Genomic DNA, 20,173 nt, shown 5'->3' on the forward strand with positions numbered 1-20,173 from the left:
AAGGTCAGGCGGAAATTCCTGCCGCCCTGGCGCGGGCCAGCAGCCGTTCGGCGAGCCGCAAATGCGGCCGGTCATACATCTTGCCGCCGATGCCGACCACGCCGGGATTTCCCGCCGCCGCGAAGGCGTTGACGATCGCCTGCGATCGCGAGACCGCCTCGGCCGACGGCGTGAAGGCGGCGTTGATGACCGGCACCTGCGCCGGATGGATCGCCATCTTGCCGGCAAAGCCGTCGCGCTCGGCCTCGCGGCATTCGGCCTCGAAGGCGGCCATATCGCGGAAATCCGGGAACACGGTATCGATCGCCGCGACCTCGGCCGCGCCGGCCGCAAGGATGGTCATCGTGCGCGCCAGGCGGAACACGTCGGTGTAGCGGCCGCTCTCGTCGCGCGCCGAGCGCGCGCCTATCGCCGCCGACAGGTCCTCTGCGCCCCAGGTAAGCCCGACGAGCCTTTCGCTGGCGCCGGCATAGCTCGCCGCAGCCAGCACGCCGGCGGCGGTCTCGGTGATGATCGGCAGGATTCTTATGCTGCCGTCCGGCAACCCGTTTTCGGCTTCGTGCACACGAAGCTTTGCCGCGAGCTGCTGGACATCCTGGCTGCTGTTCGACTTCGGCAGCATGATACCGTCGGGCCTCACCGGGACAAGCGCCGCGAGGTCGTCGTCGGTCAGGCCGGTCGACAGATCGTTGACCCGCACATAGACGGTGGGATTTGTCTGCTGCCTTTTGGCTGAGATGAAGCTCGCCGCAATCGCCCGCGCCTCCGCCTTGTTGGCGGCGGCGACGGAATCCTCCAAATCAACGATGACGACGTCGGCGCCGGCGTCAAAGCCTTTTTCTAGCTTCCGCTCGGAGTCGCCGGGCACGAAGAGCAGCGAGCGCATCAGGCGGCCTTCTTCATCATCATCGCCTGCCTTGTGCATTTGGCGACAAGCACGTCGTTCTGATTATAAGCGCGGTGCTCGAATTCGACGATGCCGCGATCCGGCTTTGATTTCGACTCGCGCACCGAAACGACCGTTGTCTCAACGCGGACCGTGTCGCCGTGGAAGACCGGATGCGGAAACACCGTTTCCTTCATGCCGAGATTTGCGATCGTGGTGCCGACCGTGATGTCGTTGACCGAGATGCCGATCATCAGGCCGAGCGTGAACAGCGAATTGACCAAAGGCTTGCCCCATTCGCTCTTCGCCGCGAAGTCGAAATCGATGTGCAGGGGCTGCGGGTTCAGCGTCATCACCGAGAACAGCATGTTGTCGCTTTCGGTGACGGTCTTGCGCAGCGTGTGGCGGAAGACATGGCCAACGACGAACTCTTCCAGATAAAGCCCAGCCATTGTCCGATCTCCTCCGCTTACCCTTGCTTGATAGGCGTTGGCTGCGGCTCCATCAAGCCGGTTAAGAAACATGGTGAACCGTTCGTAAACCATTTCCGGCCTACCGTTCACAACGGGGCCGGGGAACGTTCCGGCAAGGGCGTAGCTGGTCGGCATGATTGTTTCGCATTTTCTAAAATGGATTGATACGGCAAGGGTTTCCGAGCGTGCGGCTGCCGCGAGCGCGCTGGCCCGCGCCTACATAAACTCCGACCTGCCGTTCGAGGATCGCTGTGCCGCCGAGGCGGCGTTGACGCTGCTGCTCGACGACGTTTCCGCCAAGGTCCGGCAGTCGCTCGCCGAAGCGCTGTCGATGAGCCATCACGCGCCGCCGCAGGTGATCGCCGCGCTGGCTGCCGACCAACCGGAAGTGGCCGCCCTGGTCCTGGCGCGTTCGCCTTTGCTTACCGATGCCGATCTCATCGACCGTGTCGCTTGCGGCCAGAAGGCCACCCAGAAGCTTATAGCCAACCGCCCTGTCGTCTCGATGTCGCTGGCGGCTGCCATCGCCGAGATCGGCGAACCGGAAGCCTGCGCCACGCTCGTTGCCAACAGCGGCGCCGATATTGCATCGCTGAGCTTCCGCCGCATGGCCGAACGGCACGGCCATCTGCCCCTGGTGCGCGAAGCGCTGATTGCCGACGCGCGTTTGCCTGCCGACTGCCGGCACATGCTGCTGGTCAAGCTCGGCGAGACGCTGAAGGGGTCGCCGCTGGTGCTGGCGCTGATGGGGGCTGCCCGCGCCGACCGCGTGATGCGCGACGCCTGCGTGAAAGCCTCCGTCACGTTGATCGAGGGCACGCGTGCCGAGGAGCATGCCGCGCTGATCGAGCATCTGAGGTTGCGCGGCGATCTCACAGCAGGCTTCATCATCCGCACCATCGCGCATGGCAAGGTCGACTTCTTCGGCTCGGCGCTGGTCGCGCTTGCCCAGCAATCCGAGCAGAGGGTGAGGGCGCTGCTGGCCGGCGGTCACGACGTGGCGTTGCAGGCGCTGTTCCGCAACGCCGGCCTCGCTGCCGCCACGCACGGTATCATCCTGCGGGCGTTGAAGATCTGGCGCGAGGTTGCCAACGGCAAGCGCGTCGCCGGCGTCCAGGAAGTGAGCTGGCTGATGCTGAAGGAACTCGGCGGGCAATCGGCCGAGGGCGATCTTGCCGGGCTGGTGAAGTCGATCCATCTCGACGCGCTGCGCGAGAACGCGCGCGGACATGCGCTGGCGATTGCTGCTGCATAGCCAGAGCGCCGCATTCCCGAAGCGTTGTACGCGGAAAAATCTGGTACTATGTGTGAGCCATGCGCCGACTTGCCGAAAAACAACGTGCCCAGGTTCCGGTCGAAATTCAACCTCTGATTGATGCGATCAAGGTTCGCTTGAATCCGGAGTCTATTTGGCTGTTTGGAAGCCGAGCTCGAGGAGACAATCGCCCCGACAGCGACTGGGATATTCTCGTTGCACTGCCGGACGATGTCAGGCCCGAATTGCTCGATCCCTTGGTGGCCTGGACGATAAAGAACGAGATCGGAATTCCCGCTACTATTCTTTCCACGACATCCAGCGACCTGGCGGCCAGCTGGAACTCGAAGAATACGATCGCGTATGACGTTGCTCGAAGCGGCCGCCGCCTAGATGTCTGACCAATGGACGATAGCCAGCGCCCTTCGATTGGCGAATGGATGCATCAGTGACGCACGTCTTCTGGCCGGCTCAGGATCCCGGAACGCTGCCTATCTGGGCGAACAGGCGCTCGAGCAGGTTGTCCGGGCTCTGGCGACCTCCGAGGCCATTCACATCGAACGTCACGATGCCCACCAGTTGGACAAGGTGATAAGGCGATTTCCGGACGACAATGCCGAGAAATCGACTTTGAAATCTTTTGCGTGGCTGGAAGCCTACGCGACAACTTTTCGGTATCCGTCGCCGTCAGGACGGATACCTCCCGCGCCCGACAAGCGGAAACTTGAAGAAGCTATTGATGGCATTTCGAAGTTGATCTTGCGGGCGGCCGATCACTTCGACGTGGATCTCATGGATGAAGCGAAGCCGGCTAAGATGGCCGCCCCAATGCGAAAGCACACCAAGGGCTGAGGCCTATCTGCTTGGGCTACGCCCGACCCTTCGCGAAGAAATCCGGATAGTCTTCCATCGCCGCGGCGATGATGCGCAGCGAAGCGGCGATCTGCAGCATTTCGGGGCGGTCGCTGCGATCGGCGATGCCGGCCGCATATTGCCTCGCCACGGCAACGGTCGAGGTTTGCGGCTCGCCGTGTCTTCTGAACAGCAATTCCCGCGCCAGGCCGCGCAGGAAGTTGCCGACCGACTCCACCGTCTCGCGCGGGATCGCGGAATTCAGCTGCGCGCCGCGCAGCCGCAGCACTTCGAGCCCGACGGTGACCGCGGCGATGCTGCCGCCCAGGATGGGATCGCCCTTCCTGCCCGTCTGCTGCAGCTGCGGCATCAGCTGGTTGATCCGGTCATAGGCCAGGCTTTCGAAGGCCAAACGCCGGGGAATGCGCTCGTGCAGGCAAAGGCGGGCCAGGTCCTCCCGCATCGCCTGCGAGATGCGCTCCACGGTGACCCATGGATTGGCCGGCAGCACGATGATGAAAACGCCGATGGCAATCAGGATGCCGACCAGGATCGACGCCGATCCGGCGAAAAACGGGCTGGGATCGTAGGTCATCAGCTGATGCGGGCTGAGGAAAGCGAGGAAGTTGATGGCGAAGGCGGTGGCGACGCCGACATGGCGCGGATTGGCCATGCCGAGTGCTGCCGGCACCATGATCGGCACGACAAAGAGCGTGAACCAGCCGAAGCCCGGTAGCGCCGGCAAGGCGATCTGGCCGACGAGGAAGGCGAAGGGCAGAGCGAGCAGCGTTCCCTTGAAGAAGCCCCAGGCGGACTGAACCGGATCGGGACGCGCCGCGAACAGGCTAGAGACGACGGCAACGAGGATAACGGTGCCCGCGGTCTCCGACCATTTGGTTGTCAGCCAGAAGGCCGCCACCAGCAGCGTGGCGAGCGCCGCACGCACGGCGTTGCGCCAGGCGGCGTGATAGTCGCGATGCACGACCAGGGCCGGCTGTTGCCGCTCACGGGATGGCTTGGCAACCGGCGAGCGAAGCGCATCCAGGCCGCGCATCACCTGCTTCAGCGCCTCCGCGAAATCGGCGGCAATGGTGAGACGGGTGATGGTGCCGACCTTGTCTTCGCCGGGGTCGGCAGGCGCAGGCGGCGCCTCTCTTGCCTTGCTCGCGATCGCATCGAGCCGCGCCACCCACGGGCCGGTGTCGTCAAGCGCCCCTGGTGTCGCCGCCAGTTCGCCGACCAAGGTCTTCAACTCGCCGCGCACCGGGATGAGCGCCGCGTTCTTCGGCGCGGCGTGGGTGTGCAGCGCGCGGGCCGCCGAGAGCGCCCACAGGAGTTGCCCGATCGTGCGCCGCATCGGATGGGCGCGCGTGGCGAAGCTCGGCGCCTCGAGGCGCGCATAGGTGCGCATCTCGGCCAGCGTCTGCGCATCGGTGATCAGCTTGCGCTGGAGAGCGGCAAGGGCCGCCGGGTCGCCGCCGGAAAAGGCGCCTCCCGCATACTCGGCGAGATCGAGGATGCTGCGCTTCAATCTCGATATGATCGCGTCGGCCGCAAGTTTCGGCAGGATCAGCCGGCTGGTGACGCCGGCGCAGACGATGCCAAGCACGATTTCGGCGCAGCGCGCGATAGCGAGATCTACGACGAGATGCGGCTGTCCGAAAGCCGGCAGGCTGATGATCATCGCCGTGTAGCCGGCAAGGGCCGCACCATAGGCCTCCGGATTGCGCAGCAGCGAGGAGACGAGCGTGCAGACGCCGATCCACAGCGCCAGCACCGTGACCAGCAGCCAGGGATTGGTGCCGAAGAGCGATGTGATGCCGACCGCAGCAAGGCCGCCGGCGAGTGTGCCGAGCAGCCGGTAGAAACCTTTCGCCAGCACCATGCCGGCCACCGGCTGCGCGACGATGAAGACCGTCATCATCGCCCATTGCGGATGATCGAGCTTGAGGGCGTAGGCGGCAAGCAGGGCGATCAGCCCGGCCGAAACCGTGCGCAGGGCAAAAATCCAGTCCGAGCGCGTCGGCTGCGTCAGGCCGTTCAGCGGTATCTCGACAAGCTCTTTCAGCCGCGTGCGGGTCACATACAGTCTCCGTACCGGAGCCTGTTATGGACCAGTCCGCGTTCAGATATCCAGCACGTCGGCCTCGGCGAACTCGGCGCGTTCCTGGATGAAGCGGAAGCGCGCCTCGGGCTTTGTGCCCATCAGCGCGTCGACGGCATCCTTGGTCGCCGCCTCGGCCTCGCTCACGTCGACCCTGAGCAGCGTGCGCTTCCTCGGGTCCATCGTGGTCTCCTTGAGCTGCGAGGCCATCATCTCGCCAAGACCCTTGAAGCGGCCGATCTCGACTTTGCCGCGCCCGGTGAATTCTGTGCGCAGCAACTCGTCCTTGTGTGCGTCGTCGCGCGCATAGGCGACCTTGCCGCCTTGGCGGATCGAGTAGAGCGGCGGCACGGCCATGTAGAGATGGCCGCCGCGGATCAGGTTCGGCATCTCCTGGTAGAAGAAGGTGATCAGCAGCGAAGCGATATGCGCGCCGTCGACGTCGGCGTCGGTCATGATGATCACGCGGTCGTAGCGCAAGTCCTCGTCGCGGTATTTCGAGCGCGTGCCGCAGCCGAGCGCCTGGATCAGGTCGGAGATCTGCTGGTTGGCGGCAAGCTTGTCGTTGCCGGCGCTGGCGACGTTGAGGATCTTGCCGCGCAGCGGCAGCACCGCCTGGCTGGCGCGGTCGCGCGCCTGCTTGGCCGAGCCGCCGGCCGAGTCGCCTTCGACGATGAAGAGCTCGGCGCCAGCGGCGGCGTTCTGCGTGCAGTCGGCGAGCTTGCCGGGCAGGCGCAGCTTGCGCACCGCGCTCTTGCGCGAGACTTCCTTCTCCTGGCGGCGGCGCACGCGCTCGTCGGCGCGCGCGATCACCCATTCAAGAAGTTTTGAGGCTTCCTGTGGGTTGTCGGCCAACCAGTGGTCGAACGGATCGCGGATGGCGCTTTCGACGATGCGCATCGCCTCGATCGTCGCCAGCCTGTCCTTGGTCTGGCCGACGAATTCGGGCTCGCGGATGAACACCGACAGCATGCCGGCGGCCGAGATCATCACGTCCTCGGTGGTGATGACGGAGGCGCGCTTGTTGCCGATCAGGTCGGCATAGGCGCGAAGGCCGCGCGTCAGCACGTTGCGGAAACCGGCCTCATGCGTGCCGCCTTCGGCGGTGGGGATGGTGTTGCAGTAGGAATTGAGGAAGCCGTCTCCACCGAACCAGGTGACGGCCCATTCGAGCGAACCGTGGCCGCCCTGCTTTTCGCTCTTGCCGGCGAAGACCTCGCGCGTGACCTGGAATTCGTCACCGAGCGTCGCCTTGAGATAATCCTTCAGGCCGCCGGGAAAATGGAACTCGGCCTTGGCCGGAGTCTGGTCCTTTTCCTTGATCAGCGACGGATCGCAGGTCCAGCGGATCTCGACGCCGCCGAACAGATAGGCTTTCGAGCGCGTCATGCGGTAAAGCCGCGCCGGCTCGAAGGCGGCGCCCTTGCCGAAGATCTGCTCGTCGGGATGGAAGCGGGTCCTCGTGCCGCGGCGGTTGTGCACCTCGCCGAGATGCTCAAGCCCGCTCACCGGGATGCCGCGAGAAAAGCGTTGGCGATAGAGCTGGCGGCCTCGCGCGACCTCGACCTCGAGGTGATCGGACAGCGCGTTGACGACGGAGACGCCGACGCCGTGCAGGCCGCCGGAAGTCTCATAGACCTTGGAGTCGAACTTGCCGCCCGAATGCAGCGTCGTCATGATGACTTCGAGCGCCGGCTTCTTGAATTTCGGATGCGGGTCGATCGGGATGCCACGGCCGTTGTCGGTGACCGTCAGGAAGCCGTCGGCCGAAAGCTCAACGTCGATGAAGGTGGCGTGACCGGCGACCGCCTCGTCCATGGAATTGTCGATGACCTCGGCGAAGAGGTGATGCATCGCCTTGTCGTCGGTGCCGCCGATATACATGCCTGGGCGGCGGCGCACCGGCTCCAGCCCTTCCAGCACCTCGATGTCGGCGGCGCTGTAGCCTTCGCTGCCGTCGCGGGCGGCGGTCGAACGCTTGGCCGCCTGAACCAGCGGATCAGCCGGGCGCGACGGCGCGCGCCCCTGCTGGGGTTGCTTTTCCCGATTGCCGAAAAGATCGCTGGTGTCGTCCATGCTGGCCATTAAGTCCGGTACTGCGAATCACTCCTCGATACTGCCACGCTTTCGGCGGGCGAACGAGGTTCCTGTTCCGTTCAGGGATCAAAGTCTCTCTTATTCTAAAACCATTCGATAACCAAGCCGCCGGAAATAGGGCGGTCCTGGCATCCACGGATTCCTGATTCTTTAACATTAACGCCTAGCGTGAACCTCAACGACAAAAGACCACGGGGCATCAGGGGTTTCGGCGTGAGAGGCAGGGCCATAACCATGATCGGCATCGCCGCCGTTTTCGGCGCGATCTCGATCTTTGCCGCGGATTTCTGGGTCAAAAGCCAGGCGAAAGCCCAATCCGAGCAGAAGGTGGCATCGGTCGTCGTGCCGCAGGAGCCCAAGGTCGAGTTCAAGACCATCGTGGTGGCCAATGCTTCGCTGCGCTACGGCATGCAGCTCGACCGGTCGCAACTCACCGAAATCCCGTGGCCGCAGGATTCCCTGCCGCGGGGCGCCTTCCCCACCATCGACAAGCTGCTTGCCGAAGGCAGCCGCGTCGTGCTGTCGCCGATCGAGGTCAACGAGCCGGTGCTGCTCGCCAAGTTGTCTGGGCCGAACGGCCGCGCGACGCTTTCCAACATGCTGTCGCCAGGCATGCGCGCCGTCACCATCCGCACCGATGAGATCGCCGGCGTCGGCGGCTTCATCACGCCCGGCGACCGGGTCGACGTCGTGTTGACGCGCGACGCCGGCGAAATCCAGGAAGTGTCCAAAAATGCTCAAGGGGCATCGGGCTCGACGGTCACGTCCGAGATCGTGGTTTCCGACGCCAAAGTGCTTTCGGTCGGGCAGGGCGCGGACGAGCGCAAGACCGAGCCGCAGATCGCCAATTCGGTGACCCTCGAGGTGACGAACGAAGGGGCGCAGAAGGTCGCGCTCGCCCGCACCGTCGGCACCTTGTCGCTGTCTTTGCGGTCCGCCGCCGATGCCAGCGCCAGCGGCAACGGGCTCACCACCATCTCCTCCTTCGGCGGTTCGGTCGCCGCGAGCGCGGAGGCAAGCACCGCCTCGCTGGTCAATGCGGTGGCCAAGGAGCCGGAAGAGCCAAAATTCAAGACGGTGATCGTGTCGCGCGGCACGAAGGTCGAGGAATACAGGGTTCCTTCGAAGCGAGCCGAGGGAGACGTCGTTCCTTCCAAGGAACAAGAATAATAGCCGGTGGGGACCGGCCGGGGACGGGACAATGCCTGTGTTGAATAAAGAATGGACAACGAGAGGGCTGCGCCTTCTGCGTGCGATGGCGGCGGGCACCTTACTGGCAGCCGCCGGAATGCTTGCCTTTGGGACGCCGGCCCAGGCAAATAACGACGTCGTCTACGTCTCGGCGACCAGGAACGCCTCGATCAAGGTCGCCAAGGGCAAGCCCAAGACGATCATGACGAGCGCCGCCTTCTACCAGATCGTCATCGGCGATCCGGAGATCGCCAACGTCAACCCGCTGACCGACAAATCCTTCTATGTGCTGGGCAACAATCTCGGCACCACGGGCATCGCGCTGTTCGATCAGAACAAGCAGCTCGTCGGCACCATCGACGTCGAGGTGACGCTGGATACAGATCAGCTCGCCAATACCATCCGCGCCAGCGTGCCGGATGCCAAGATCAGGGTCGGTTCGGCCAACGGCCGCGTGGTGCTGTCGGGCGAGGCCGACGATGCGGTCGCGGCCGAGAAGGCCAGCAAGATCGCGTCGCGCTTTTCCGGCAATGAGGAAGTCATCAACTCGGTCAATATCTCGTCCTCGCAGCAAGTGCAGCTCAACGTTCGCTTCGTCGAGATCAACCGCCAAGCAGGACAGGACCTCGGCGTCAAGTACGGCGCCAACTTCGCCTTCGGCATTGGCGGCCGCGATGTCGTGATCGATCCAGGCACCATCCCGACGGCGGGTACCGGTGAGATCATCGGCCGGCTGCTCTCCAACGGCGTTTCGATCGACATCGCCATCAAGGCGCTGGAAGAGCGCGGGCTGGCCCGGCGGCTGGCCGAGCCGAACCTGATCGCCCGCTCCGGCCAGACGGCGAGCTTCCTCGCCGGCGGCGAGTTCCCGATCCCGGTTTCGGAAGACAACGGCAAGATCAGCGTCACCTACAAGAAATACGGCGTTGGTCTGGATTTCACGCCGACGGTGCTCAAGGACGGGCTGGTCAGCCTGGATATCGCGCCGGAAGTGTCCTCGATCGACCCTTCCGCCTCCATCCAAGTCAGCAACGGCATTTCCATTCCGGCCTTCATCGTGCGCCGCGCCAGGACATCAGTCGACCTGAAGAATGGCCAGAGCTTCATGATCGCCGGCCTTCTGCAGTCGCAGAACGACATGACCAGCACGCGCTTGCCGGGGCTTGGCAAGCTGCCGGTGCTGGGTCCGCTGTTTTCCTCGAAGTCCTATCAGCGGCGCGAGACCGACCTAGTGATCATCGTCACGCCTTTTCTGGTCAAGCCGGTCGATCCGTCGAAGAAGATGGTCGAGCCGACCGACGGAACGCGACCGGCAAGTCCTGCCGACTATTTCCTGAACAACACCGAGGAAGTGAACGCCTCCGCCCCGAAACGCCCGGTGGCGCTGGCCGACGGCAGCGCGGCCCGTCCGGTGGCCGCCACGACGTCCGGCCACTTCCTCGATCTGCCGAAGGACTGAAGCCATGCGCCTGGTTCCTTGCATCGCTCTGCTGCTTGCCGGTGCCCTCACAGGCTGCACCAGCGACGACTATGTGCGCACCGAAGGCGTGACGCCGGCGGCCGGCAACGCTCAGGCGTCCAACACGGTCATGCAGATGGTCGATCCCTGGCGGTATGGCGTCCAGAACACCAGGCTTCTGGTACCGGCTCAGAGCACGAGTTCCACGGCCAGTGCCGTCGGCGCGAAAGCCGGTTCGGAGTCGGCATCGACGGCATCGGCATCAACGACATCCGACTGATGGGCTGACGACCATGGCATCCGGCACCAAGACCGAGAAGATCCTGCTTGTTTCCACCGACAGGGTGTTTCTGCAGGACACGCGGACGGCTTTCGCCGCCTCCGAGGTCATCGAGATCTCGACGGTCGAGAAGAGCGTCAACGAACTTCGCGGCGAGGTGCTGGAAACTGATTTCGGCACCATCATCGTCGACATGGATGCGGCCAAGCTCGAGGAGATCGAGTCGCTGCAGCGCATCATGCGCCGGCTCGAAGGTCGCGTTCCGGTGGTCGTCGTCACGCAGGAATTCAACGCGGCGGCGGTGCGCATTCTGGTGCAGCTCAAGGTCGCCGATTTCCTGGTCAAGCCGATTACCACCGCCGACCTCGTGCGCTCCGTCATCCGCGCGCTGCAGGGCCCGGGGCGGGAGGAAAACACCGAGTCGCAGATCTACACCTTCATGCCGGCCGCCGGCGGCGTCGGCACTACCACGCTGGCACTGCAGACAGCCTTCCAACTGCATCATTCGGTGACGCGCGGCGCCTCGACCTGCGTGGTCGACCTCAATTTCCAGCAAGGCGCCTGCGCCGAATATCTCGACCTCGAACCGCGCTTCGACATCACCGAAATCGAGAACCAGCCCGAACGCCTCGACCGACAGCTGCTGGATGTCATGCTCTCCAAGCATGCGAGCGGGCTCTGCGTGCTTGCCGCGCCCACGCGCCCTTCGGAAATGCGCTCGTTCAAGACCGATGTCGTGGTGCGCATGCTCGACCTCGTCTCGGCCTATTTCGACAATGTCGTCATCGACATGCCGCGCACCTGGTTCCCATGGACCGAGACGGTGCTGCTCGGCTCCAACAAGCTCTACATCGTCGCCGAGATGACGGTGCCTTGTCTCAGGCATACGCAGCGTCTTATCCAGGCCATCTATGAGACCGCCGGCCGGGAAGTGAAGCCCAGCGTGATCGTCAATCGCTTCGAGCAGAAGATGTTCGACAGCGGCATCAAGCAGGCCGACGTCGAGGATATTCTCGGCGAGCACTTCGTCGGCGGCATCTCCAATAACTACCGGCTGGTGCGCGAGGCCGTCGACCGCGGCGTGCCGCTGCACGACATCGATCCCAACGCCAATGTCGTCAACGACCTGAAGAAGATCATCCTGCCGGAAGAGGCGGTCACGACGACGACAAAATCGAAGTCGCTGTTCGGCCTCGGCAAGGGCCTCTTGAAGAGGAAAGCAGGATGAGCAGCCGCTTCTCCACCCTGCAGAACCGCGACGCCCGTCCGCAGCGGCCGCCCGAACCAGCGCCTGTCGCGCATCATGCCGTGGTCATTCCGACGACCCGCAAGCCGGCTGCGCCAAAGCCGGACCACGCGCCCGCGAAAAGCGCCAACAAGGTGCTCGACGCGCGCGTGCGCATCCACCGCATGCTGCTCGAGGAGATCAATCTCGTCGCGCTGGAGCGGCTGCCCAAGGACGAAATGCGCCGCCAGGTGCATGAGTTCGTTTCGGAAAAGACGCGCGAGGAGCGGATGGCGATCAATACCGCCGAGCTCGACGCGCTGGTCGACGACATCGTCGACGAGATGGTCGGCCTCGGCCCGCTGGAGCCGCTGCTCAAGGATCCGGAGATCAACGATATCCTGATCAACGGCCATCAGAACTGCTTCGTCGAAAAACGCGGCAAGCTGCAGCAGGTCCACATCCCGTTCAAGGACGAGGCGCATCTGCTTCGAATCATTAACAAAATCGTCGCGGCAGTCGGTCGCCGCGTCGATGAATCGCAGCCGATGGTCGACGCTCGCATGCTCGACGGCTCGCGCTTCAACGCCGCCATCCGGCCGGTCGGCGTCGACGGGCCGCTGGTATCGATCCGCAAATTCTCCAAGAACAAGCTCGGTCTGCACAAGCTGGTCGAGTTCGGCGCCATCACCCAGAACATGGCCGAGGTACTGGCGGCGGCCGTGCATGCCCGCAAGACCACGATCATCTCCGGCGGCACCGGTACCGGCAAGACGACGATGCTCAACGCGTTGTCGGCCTTCATTCCCGAGGACGAGCGCCTGATCACCATCGAGGACGCCGCCGAGCTGCAATTGCAGCAGCCGCATGTCGCGCGCATGGAAACGCGGCCCGCGAACATCGAGGGCCATGGCGAGCTCAAGCAGCGCGACCTGGTCAAGAACGCGCTGCGCATGCGTCCCGATCGCGTCATCCTCGGCGAGTGCCGCGGCGAAGAAGCCTTCGACATGCTGCAGGCGATGAACACCGGCCATGAAGGCTCGATGGCGACCATTCACGCCAACACGCCGCGCGACGCCATCTCGCGCCTCGAGCAGATGCTCGGCATGACCGGCATGCCGATGACGGTACAGTCGATCCGCAGCCAGATCGCCAGCGCGCTCGACATCATCGTGCAACTGACGCGCCTGTCCGACGGCAAGCGCAAGGTGACCAGCGTCGCCGAGGTGACGGGCATGGAAGGCGACGTCATCCAGATGCAGGAGATCTTCCGCTTCGTGCGCACCGGCATGGAGGCGGACGGCAAGATCCTCGGTCATTTCGAGGCGACGGGCATTCGCCCGCGCTTCCTCGAGGACCTGCGCAACATGGGCATCGAATTTCCGGGCAAATATTTCGAACCCGGCCGGCCGCAGGAGTAGCCGGTGCTCGAGGGGTTCAGCCCGATCTACGCTGTCTACGCCGCGGCGGCGCTCACCGGCATCATGATCGCCGAAGGCTGCTACCTGCTCTATGCCGGCCGCAGCGACAAGCGCACGGCGATCAACCGCCGCATGAAGTTGGCGGAGAACAAGATCAGCCAGGAGCAGGTGCTGATCCAGTTGCGCAAGGAGCGCGGCGTCGAAGGCGGCATGTCCCTGTTTTCCTTCGATCGCTTTCGCGCCTTGCGCACGCAGTCCGGCATGGTCATGCCGCTGCCCAAGTTCCTCATGATCACCTCGGGCGTGGCTTTCGCTCTGGCGCTTGTCGCCGTCTGGTACGGCCTGCCTCTGCTGTTCGGCCTGGGCTTGTTCCTGGTGCTGTCGCCGGTCTTGCCGGTGATGGCGATGCGTTTTCTGCGCAAGCGCCGGCACAAGCGCTTCGGCCTGCAGTTGCCGGAGGCGCTGGAGCTGATCACGCGCGGCCTCAAGGCCGGCCATCCGGTGCCGGTGGCGATTGCGATGGTGGCGCGTGAGATGGCCGATCCGATCGGCACCGAGTTCGGCGTCGTGGCCGACGAGGTGACTTATGGCTCCGATCTGGTTTCGGCGCTTAACAACCTGTTCGAACGGGTTGGCCATGAGGATCTGCCGCTGTTCGTCACCGCCGTGTCGATCCAGAGCAGTTCCGGCGGCAATCTGCGCGAGATCCTGGACGGGCTGTCGGCGACGATCCGCGAGCGCGGCAAGCTGCGGCGCAAGGTGCGCGCCATTTCGACCGAAGGCCGCATGTCGGCCTATATCCTGACCGCCGTGCCGGTGCTTCTGTTCACCGCCATCATGGTGCTCATGCCGCAGTTCTACCGCGATGTGTGGGGGATACCGAAGACCTGGTATATGCTGGGCGGTTCCATTCTGTGGCTGCTGCTCGGCAACGCCATCATGTTCAAGATGTCGAATTTCAGGTTCTGAGATGGAAGACATCATCCGCTTCCTCGCCTCGCTCGCGCCGACATCGCTGATGCCGGTGGCGGTGCTTTTGCTGGTGCTGGGCGGCGGTGCGGTGGCCTGGCCGCTGGTCGTCGCCAAGGGCGATCGCAACGAAGTCAAGCGCCGGTTGAAGGTCGAGGTGGTCCAGCCGATCGAGCAGGCAGAGCCGGCGCCAAGGAAGAACACCAGCGCCGTGCGCGAGAAGGCGGTGAAGCGGGCGCAGGAATTCTACGCCAAGAGCGACCCGGAAAACGTCGCGCGGTTGCGCCTGAAGCTGATCCAGGCCGGCTATATGGAGCCGCGCGCCGTCGGCATGTTCTTCCTGATCCGTTTTGCCGCGCTGGTCGGCGCAGCACTTGGCGCGTTCCTGATCAACCACTGGGCGGCCAGCGCCGAGTCGACCGTGACCAGCCGCTGGACCTTCATCATCCTGTCGGGAGCGGCCGGCTATTTCCTGCCGGGCCTGGTGCTGACGCAGAAGGTGCGGGAAAAGATGCGCGAATACCGCAACGGCTTTCCCGATTTCATGGACCTGATGATCGTCTGCTCCGACGCCGGCATGAGCATGGAGGCCGGCATCGAGCGAGTCTCGAAGGAACTCGCCAGGACCTATCCGTCGCTCAGCCAGAACCTGCAATTGGTGTCGCTCGAGCTCAGGGCCGGCCGCAGCCTCGACGATGCATTGAAGGCGCTCGCCGACCGCCTCAGCCTCGACGAGGTGCGCTCCTTTGCAACGCTGCTGCAGCAGTCCAAGGAGCTAGGCACCAGCCTGTCGGGCGCGCTGCGCGTCTTTTCCGACGAAATGCGCCACAAGCGCATGTCGCTCGCCGAGGAGAAGGCGCATGCCTTGCCGGCCAAGATGTCGGTGCCGGTGACGGTTTGCATCCTGCCGGTGGTGCTGATGGTCGCCATTATTCCGATCGTCGTGAAGCTGACGTCGCACTGAGGTGTGTTGATATTCAGGTGATGCCGGTCTGCAGCGTACTGGTTAACGCATCCTTTGCGCGCAACCAAAATTTAGGGGCATTTCGGCACCGAAGCTTAATCGCTGTCCTTTATGGTCCTTGCTGAAGAACGACCCGGCAAATCGGGCGATGGGGCAGGGGCATGCGTCACGGACTTCCCACGACAGCGGCGGCATTGGCGGCCGTCTTGATGATCACCGGCTGCACGACGAACGCGAACGTCGACACGACCAAGACCACCGCGATCCAGCCAACGGCCAAGGACATCAGCGCCAGCGACCTGGTGGAGGGCAAGGCGCAGTTCCGCGAGGCGAATTTCGGCCTTGCCGAGCAGCATTTCCGCAAGGCGGTGGAGCTCAAGGCCGACAATGCGGAAGCCTGGATGGGGCTTGCCGCCTCCTATGACGAGCTCGGCCGCTTCGACTTCGCCGACCGCGCCTATGCCCAGTTGCTGAGGGTCGCCGGGCGCAAGCCGCAGATCGTCAACAATATGGGCTATTCGCAGCTGCTGCGCGGCAACAAGAAGAAGGCAAGGGCGCTGCTGCTCGAAGCCAGGGCCGGCCTGGCCGACCAGACCGTGGTCAATGCCAACCTGGCTTTGCTCGACAAGAGCTAGAGCCCTTCATGGTTCATCCGGCCAAGGGGTGGACCCGCACGTCCCAAAAACGGGCCAAGCGCGCCCGATAATCGATTGCACCTAGCGAATGCCCGCCCTGTCGGCCGGTTTGCCCGATGCAAAAATATCGGGCGCGCCGTTTTTCCGGCGGATGGTCTCGTGATGGCGGAAACAGAACTGTTTCAATATAAACCAGAACGTCCTCAGTCTTCACATCAGTCCTGCGAAGTAGTGGATGCTTTGTAAACCTTGTCCGAAGGTTGGGTCGAAAGATTATCTGAAAACGGTGTCGGCGGGCCGCCGTTAACCTAGAATGCAGCGCAACCGATAATCCCAAGAGGCTTGCGGCTCACCAATGTTGGATTTCAGTTCGCTCCTGCTCGCGGCGGCGCTGTCGGGCACGTGCCTTAGCATCACCATGTTCGCGATCTGGCTCACCACTCCGCGGGCGCGCTTCGTGCTGACGGTCGCCGGCGGCATTCTCGTGCTCGTCGCCCATGTCGTCGCGTTCTGGCGCTACACGAAGGATGCGGATCCCCGGCTCTGCCAACTGGTGCTTGCACTGCTCACGCTGGGCTTCCTCGTCATCTGCCTGTCGGCCATGCAGTATCTGGGCTTTCGCGACTACCGTCGCGCCATCCTGCCGACGCTGGCAGCCATGGCCGCCTGCGCCGCTTTCACCTATCTCGGTTTCGACGGCATCGGCTTCCAGATCACTTACGCGGCCGTGACGGCGCTGCTCGCGGCGATCGGAACGATGTTCTGGATGAAGGGGGATCACGACCGGCGGATCCTGCTCGTCGTTTCGTTCCTGAGCGGGGCCTGCGGTGTATCCTTCGCGCTGTGCGGCCTGGTGCTGCTGGTGCAGGGGCAATGGGTTCTCGGCGCTGCGCCCGACAACTGGGCTGAGCGGTTGAACTCCGTCGTCGCGGTCGCCTGCATGACCGGCCTCGGCGCGCTGACGCTTTCGCTGCACCATCTGCAGGCGCAGATCGAGCTCAAGGCCGAGACGATGACCGATCCGTTGACCGGCCTGATGAACCGCAGGGCGCTGAGCGAGCTTTACGGGGATCGCAGCTTCGGTCCGTTCATGGCGGTCGCGATGTTCGATCTCGACCATTTCAAGGCGACCAACGACGTCTTCGGCCATCCCGTCGGCGATCAGGTGCTTTGCCGCTTCGCGGCGGTGATCAAGAAATACGGCCGGACCGGGGTCGACGCCTTCCGGCTGGGCGGCGAGGAATTCGCGCTCGTCATGTCGCGCATGACGCCGGAAAAGGCGCATGACATGGCAAGCCGGATCGGCGTCGCTTTCGGTACCGAAATCGTTCCGACCCATCGCGGCCCGCTGCGCAGCAGCGTCAGCGGCGGCATGGGATTTGGCGCCGCCGACGGCCGGACCCTGGACGAGGTGCTGGCCGAGGCGGACGCCGCGCTCTATGCCGCCAAGCGCGGCGGCAGGAATCGCGTCGTCGTTCAGGAAAAGACCGGCCAGCCCGACGCGGGGCCGGCCTTGCGTTCCGCCTGAATCCGCTTCGGTTACTCCGCGGCGCCGAGATATTCCGTTAGCGGCGGGCAGGAGCAGACCAGGTTGCGGTCGCCGGCGACGTTGTCGATGCGCGATACCGGCGGCCAGTATTTCGCCGACAGATCGGCGTCATCGGCAGGATAGGCCGCCTCGAGCCGCGAGTAGGGATGAGTCCATGCGCTAGTCAGCGCCTCGGCGGCGGTGTGCGGGGCATTGACCAGAGGGTTGTCGTTGAGCGGCCACTCGCCCTTCGCCACCTTGGCCGCCTCGCCGGCGATCGCAATCATCGCCTCGCAGAAACGGTCGAGCTCGCGCTTGGGCTCGGATTCGGTCGGCTCGACCATCAGCGTGCCGGCAACCGGGAACGACATGGTCGGCGCGTGGAAGCCGTAGTCGATGAGGCGCTTGGCGATGTCGTCGACGCTGATGCCGGCGCTCTCCTTGAGCACGCGTGTGTCGAGGATGCACTCATGGGCGATACGGTCGTGCCTGCCTTTGTAGAGGAGCGGGAAGTGCGGCGCGAGCCGCGTCGCCACGTAGTTGGCGGAAACGATCGCCGTCTCGGTTGCCTGCTTCAGGCCTGCGCCGCCCATCATGCGGATATACATCCATGTAATCGGCAGGATGGAAGCGCTGCCGAAGGGCGCGGCGGCCACCGCATGCGCGGATCCTTCCGTGACATGGCCCGGCAGATAGGGTTTCAGGTGCGCCCTGACGCCGATCGGGCCGACGCCCGGGCCGCCGCCGCCATGCGGGATGCAGAAGGTCTTGTGCAAATTCATGTGGCAGACGTCGGCGCCGATGTCGCCCGGTCGGGCGAGGCCGACCAGGGCGTTGAGGTTGGCGCCGTCGAAATAGACCTGGCCGCCATGCTCGTGGATCAGGGCACAGAGGTGGCGCGCACCTTCCTCGTAGACGCCATGAGTCGAGGGGTAAGTGAACATCAGTGCCGCGAGGTTCTTGGAATGCTCGTTGGCCTTGGCCCTCAGATCGTCCATGTCGATACTGCCGTCCTCGGCGCAGCGCACGACGACGACGCTCATGCCCGCCATCGCAGCACTCGCCGGATTGGTGCCATGCGCGGAGGATGGGATCAGGCAGACAGTGCGATGGCTTTCACCGCGCGAGCGGTGATAGGCGCGGATGGCGAGCAAACCGGCATATTCGCCCTGGCTGCCGGCATTGGGCTGCAGGCTGACCGCGTCGAAACCGGTGATCTCCGACAGCCAGGCCTCCAGGTCGCCGACCATGGCGCGGTAGCCTGCCGAATGGCCAGCGGGCGCAAAGGGATGCAGGTTGGCGACATTCCACCAGCTCACCGGCATCATCTCGGCGGCGGCGTTGAGCTTCATCGTGCAGGAGCCGAGCGGGATCATGGCGCGGTCGAGCGCGAGATCCTTGTCGGCCAGCCGGCGCAGGAAGCGCATCATGTCGGTCTCGGAATGGTTCTCATGGAAGACCGGCTGGGTAAGGAACTCCTTGCCGCGCGGCCTGCCGGGCATGGAGCCGGCTTCCACCGTGTCGGACTTGGCGCCGAACAAGGCCGCGATCGCCTCCAGGTCGGCTTCCGTCGAGGTCTCGTCGAAGGCGATGCTGACGCGGTCGGCATCGATGACGCGCAGCAGCCGGCCGGTCTTTTCGGCAGCGGCGGCTGTTGCCGCGGCCTTACCCTTCACTTCCGCCGTCACCGTGTCGAAGCGGTGTGTGCCCAGAACTGTCACGCCCGCCGCCTTCAGCCCCGCCGCAAGGCGGTTGGCGAGGGTGTGAATGCGCTCGGCGATCGCCTGCAGGCCGGTGGGGCCGTGCCAGATGGCATAGGCCGTCGCCATGTTGGCAAGCAGCGCCTGCGCGGTGCAGATGTTGGAGGTCGCCTTGTCGCGGCGGATATGCTGCTCGCGCGTCTGCAGCGCCAGCCGGTAGCCCGGGCGACCCATGGTATCGGTCGACTGGCCGACAAGGCGGCCGGGCATCAGGCGGGTCAGCCTGTCGGAAACGGCGCAATAGGCGGCGTGCGGGCCGCCAAAGCCCATCGGCACGCCAAAACGCTGCATCGGACCGACGGCGATGTCGGCGCCGAGCTTTGCCGGCGCATCGGTCAGCGTAAGCGCAAGCGGATCGGCGATGAAGACGACCAGCGCGCCGGTGGCGCGAGCCTTCTCGATCGCCGCCTTGTGGTCGCCATAGACACCGAACGTGTCCGGCCAGGAGACGAGCAGGGCGGCGGTGTTGTCGTCGATGGTCTCGCCGTCGACTTCGGTGCCGAGCGGCTCGGCGCGGGTGCGCACGACGTCGAGCGTTTGCGGATGCGGCGTGCCGGCGAGCGCTACCTTGGTGCGCTTGTCGCGGTGATGGCGAAGCGCGATGCCGACGGCTTCGGCGACGGCGGTGGCTTCATCGAGCAGCGAGGCGGATGCCACCGGCAGGCCCGTGAGCTCCGTCACCAAAGTCTGGAAGTTGAACAGCATTTCCAGGCGGCCCTGGCTGATCTCGGCCTGGTAGGGCGTATAGGCCGTGTACCAGGCCGGGTTCTCGAAAAGGTTGCGCTGGATGACCGGCGGCACAAAGACACCATGGTAGCCGGCGCCGATGAAGCTCTTCAGCACCGTGTTCTTCGCCATCATCTCCGACAATTCGGCTAGCGCTTCCGCTTCGCTGGCGGCGGCGGGCAGGTCGAGCGGCTGGTCGAGCCGGATCGATCTCGGCACGGCCTGGCTGATCAGCGTCTCGACGGACGGAACGCCGATCACGGCGAGCATCGCCCTGACATCGTTGATGCCGGGGCCGATATGACGGGCTGAGAAAGGAATAGGTGCTGCGGTCATTTCCAAAATCCT

General features: G+C 64.4%; 17 protein-coding genes. 12 read left to right on the plus strand and 5 right to left on the minus strand.

Features of this window, described 5'->3' with window-relative positions; translation table 11 throughout:
- Positions 1–4: 4 nt before the first annotated feature.
- Together AC4FWB_RS12025 and AC4FWB_RS12030 are read right to left on the minus strand one after the other, a co-directional pair.
- On the minus strand, positions 5–886 hold the full coding sequence (locus AC4FWB_RS12025) for an HpcH/HpaI aldolase/citrate lyase family protein (RefSeq protein WP_491026232.1): 882 nt from the start codon (positions 884–886) through the stop codon (positions 5–7).
- Positions 886–1,494 carry a MaoC family dehydratase gene (locus AC4FWB_RS12030; protein WP_491026234.1) on the minus strand — a complete coding sequence of 203 codons (609 nt, stop codon included), beginning with the start codon at positions 1,492–1,494 and terminating at the stop codon, positions 886–888. Before AC4FWB_RS12030 ends, AC4FWB_RS12025 begins: the two co-directional genes overlap by 1 nt.
- On the opposite strand from AC4FWB_RS12030, the gene AC4FWB_RS12035 reads away from it, so the two are divergent.
- The 3 genes from AC4FWB_RS12035 to AC4FWB_RS12045 are packed head-to-tail and all read left to right on the plus strand — an operon-like array spanning position 1,493 to position 3,466.
- Positions 1,493–2,614 (plus strand): DUF2336 domain-containing protein, encoded by a 1,122-nt coding sequence (locus tag AC4FWB_RS12035; RefSeq protein WP_491026236.1) that lies wholly within the window; start codon positions 1,493–1,495, stop codon positions 2,612–2,614. The genes AC4FWB_RS12030 and AC4FWB_RS12035 overlap by 2 nt on opposite strands.
- Positions 2,615–2,673: 59 nt before the next feature.
- Entirely contained in the window at positions 2,674–3,015 is a 342-nt protein-coding gene (locus tag AC4FWB_RS12040; RefSeq protein WP_491026238.1) for a nucleotidyltransferase family protein, read from the plus strand.
- On the plus strand, positions 3,008–3,466 hold the full coding sequence (locus AC4FWB_RS12045) for a HEPN domain-containing protein (RefSeq protein ID WP_491026239.1): 459 nt from the start codon (positions 3,008–3,010) through the stop codon (positions 3,464–3,466). The genes AC4FWB_RS12040 and AC4FWB_RS12045 overlap by 8 nt, the downstream gene beginning before the upstream one ends.
- A gap of 16 nt (positions 3,467–3,482) precedes the next feature.
- Here AC4FWB_RS12045 and AC4FWB_RS12050 read toward each other — a convergent pair whose 3' ends face one another.
- Together AC4FWB_RS12050 and parE are read right to left on the minus strand one after the other, a co-directional pair.
- Positions 3,483–5,549: an FUSC family protein gene (locus AC4FWB_RS12050; protein ID WP_491026240.1), complete on the minus strand. Its 2,067-nt coding sequence runs from the start codon at positions 5,547–5,549 to the stop codon at positions 3,483–3,485.
- A 42-nt stretch (positions 5,550–5,591) separates the two neighbouring features.
- Positions 5,592–7,646: a DNA topoisomerase IV subunit B gene (parE, locus tag AC4FWB_RS12055; RefSeq protein ID WP_491026242.1), complete on the minus strand. Its 2,055-nt coding sequence runs from the start codon at positions 7,644–7,646 to the stop codon at positions 5,592–5,594.
- Positions 7,647–7,880: 234 nt separating this feature from the next.
- Here parE and cpaB point away from each other — a divergent pair, with 234 nt between their 5' ends.
- From cpaB to AC4FWB_RS12100, 9 genes are all read left to right on the plus strand, one after another.
- Positions 7,881–8,837: a Flp pilus assembly protein CpaB gene (cpaB, locus tag AC4FWB_RS12060; protein WP_491026244.1), complete on the plus strand. Its 957-nt coding sequence runs from the start codon at positions 7,881–7,883 to the stop codon at positions 8,835–8,837.
- An 85-nt stretch (positions 8,838–8,922) separates the two neighbouring features.
- Positions 8,923–10,317 carry a type II and III secretion system protein family protein gene (locus AC4FWB_RS12065; RefSeq protein WP_491026492.1) on the plus strand — a complete coding sequence of 465 codons (1,395 nt, stop codon included), beginning with the start codon at positions 8,923–8,925 and terminating at the stop codon, positions 10,315–10,317.
- A 4-nt stretch (positions 10,318–10,321) separates the two neighbouring features.
- On the plus strand, positions 10,322–10,597 hold the full coding sequence (locus AC4FWB_RS12070; protein WP_491026245.1) for a hypothetical protein: 276 nt from the start codon (positions 10,322–10,324) through the stop codon (positions 10,595–10,597).
- Between the two features lie 13 nt (positions 10,598–10,610).
- On the plus strand, positions 10,611–11,825 hold the full coding sequence (locus tag AC4FWB_RS12075; RefSeq protein ID WP_491026247.1) for a CpaE/TadZ family protein: 1,215 nt from the start codon (positions 10,611–10,613) through the stop codon (positions 11,823–11,825).
- On the plus strand, positions 11,822–13,243 hold the full coding sequence (locus tag AC4FWB_RS12080; RefSeq protein WP_491026248.1) for a TadA family conjugal transfer-associated ATPase: 1,422 nt from the start codon (positions 11,822–11,824) through the stop codon (positions 13,241–13,243). The genes AC4FWB_RS12075 and AC4FWB_RS12080 overlap by 4 nt, the downstream gene beginning before the upstream one ends.
- Before the next feature lie 3 nt (positions 13,244–13,246).
- The gene (locus AC4FWB_RS12085) at positions 13,247–14,212 is read left to right on the plus strand and encodes a type II secretion system F family protein (RefSeq protein ID WP_491026249.1); all 966 of its coding nucleotides are present in this window, start codon (positions 13,247–13,249) and stop codon (positions 14,210–14,212) included.
- A gap of 1 nt (position 14,213) precedes the next feature.
- The gene (locus AC4FWB_RS12090) at positions 14,214–15,176 is read left to right on the plus strand and encodes a type II secretion system F family protein (RefSeq protein WP_491026250.1); all 963 of its coding nucleotides are present in this window, start codon (positions 14,214–14,216) and stop codon (positions 15,174–15,176) included.
- Positions 15,177–15,337: 161 nt separating this feature from the next.
- Entirely contained in the window at positions 15,338–15,811 is a 474-nt protein-coding gene (locus tag AC4FWB_RS12095; RefSeq protein ID WP_491026251.1) for a hypothetical protein, read from the plus strand.
- A 355-nt stretch (positions 15,812–16,166) separates the two neighbouring features.
- A complete protein-coding gene (locus AC4FWB_RS12100) occupies positions 16,167–17,339 on the plus strand; it encodes a GGDEF domain-containing protein (protein ID WP_491026252.1) in 1,173 nt (390 codons plus the stop codon).
- Between the two features lie 11 nt (positions 17,340–17,350).
- Here AC4FWB_RS12100 and gcvP read toward each other — a convergent pair whose 3' ends face one another.
- The gene (gene gcvP, locus AC4FWB_RS12105) at positions 17,351–20,161 is read right to left on the minus strand and encodes an aminomethyl-transferring glycine dehydrogenase (RefSeq protein WP_491026253.1); all 2,811 of its coding nucleotides are present in this window, start codon (positions 20,159–20,161) and stop codon (positions 17,351–17,353) included.
- Positions 20,162–20,173 lie beyond the last annotated feature (12 nt).

The organism is Mesorhizobium sp. LEGMi-168a, from assembly GCF_058312955.1.

Coding starts and splice junctions, on each gene's coding strand:
- AC4FWB_RS12025 (WP_491026232.1), bottom strand. CDS start 886: ATGCGCTCGCTGCTCTTCGTGCCCGGCGACTCCGAGCGGAAGCTAGAA.
- AC4FWB_RS12035 (WP_491026236.1), top strand. CDS start 1,493: ATGATTGTTTCGCATTTTCTAAAATGGATTGATACGGCAAGGGTTTCC.
- AC4FWB_RS12030 (WP_491026234.1), bottom strand. CDS start 1,494: ATGCCGACCAGCTACGCCCTTGCCGGAACGTTCCCCGGCCCCGTTGTG.
- AC4FWB_RS12040 (WP_491026238.1), top strand. CDS start 2,674: ATGCGCCGACTTGCCGAAAAACAACGTGCCCAGGTTCCGGTCGAAATT.
- AC4FWB_RS12045 (WP_491026239.1), top strand. CDS start 3,008: ATGTCTGACCAATGGACGATAGCCAGCGCCCTTCGATTGGCGAATGGA.
- parE (WP_491026242.1), bottom strand. CDS start 7,646: ATGGACGACACCAGCGATCTTTTCGGCAATCGGGAAAAGCAACCCCAG.
- AC4FWB_RS12065 (WP_491026492.1), top strand. CDS start 8,923: ATGGCGGCGGGCACCTTACTGGCAGCCGCCGGAATGCTTGCCTTTGGG.
- AC4FWB_RS12070 (WP_491026245.1), top strand. CDS start 10,322: ATGCGCCTGGTTCCTTGCATCGCTCTGCTGCTTGCCGGTGCCCTCACA.
- AC4FWB_RS12075 (WP_491026247.1), top strand. CDS start 10,611: ATGGCATCCGGCACCAAGACCGAGAAGATCCTGCTTGTTTCCACCGAC.
- AC4FWB_RS12080 (WP_491026248.1), top strand. CDS start 11,822: ATGAGCAGCCGCTTCTCCACCCTGCAGAACCGCGACGCCCGTCCGCAG.
- AC4FWB_RS12090 (WP_491026250.1), top strand. CDS start 14,214: ATGGAAGACATCATCCGCTTCCTCGCCTCGCTCGCGCCGACATCGCTG.
- AC4FWB_RS12095 (WP_491026251.1), top strand. CDS start 15,338: ATGCGTCACGGACTTCCCACGACAGCGGCGGCATTGGCGGCCGTCTTG.
- AC4FWB_RS12100 (WP_491026252.1), top strand. CDS start 16,167: ATGTTGGATTTCAGTTCGCTCCTGCTCGCGGCGGCGCTGTCGGGCACG.
- gcvP (WP_491026253.1), bottom strand. CDS start 20,161: ATGACCGCAGCACCTATTCCTTTCTCAGCCCGTCATATCGGCCCCGGC.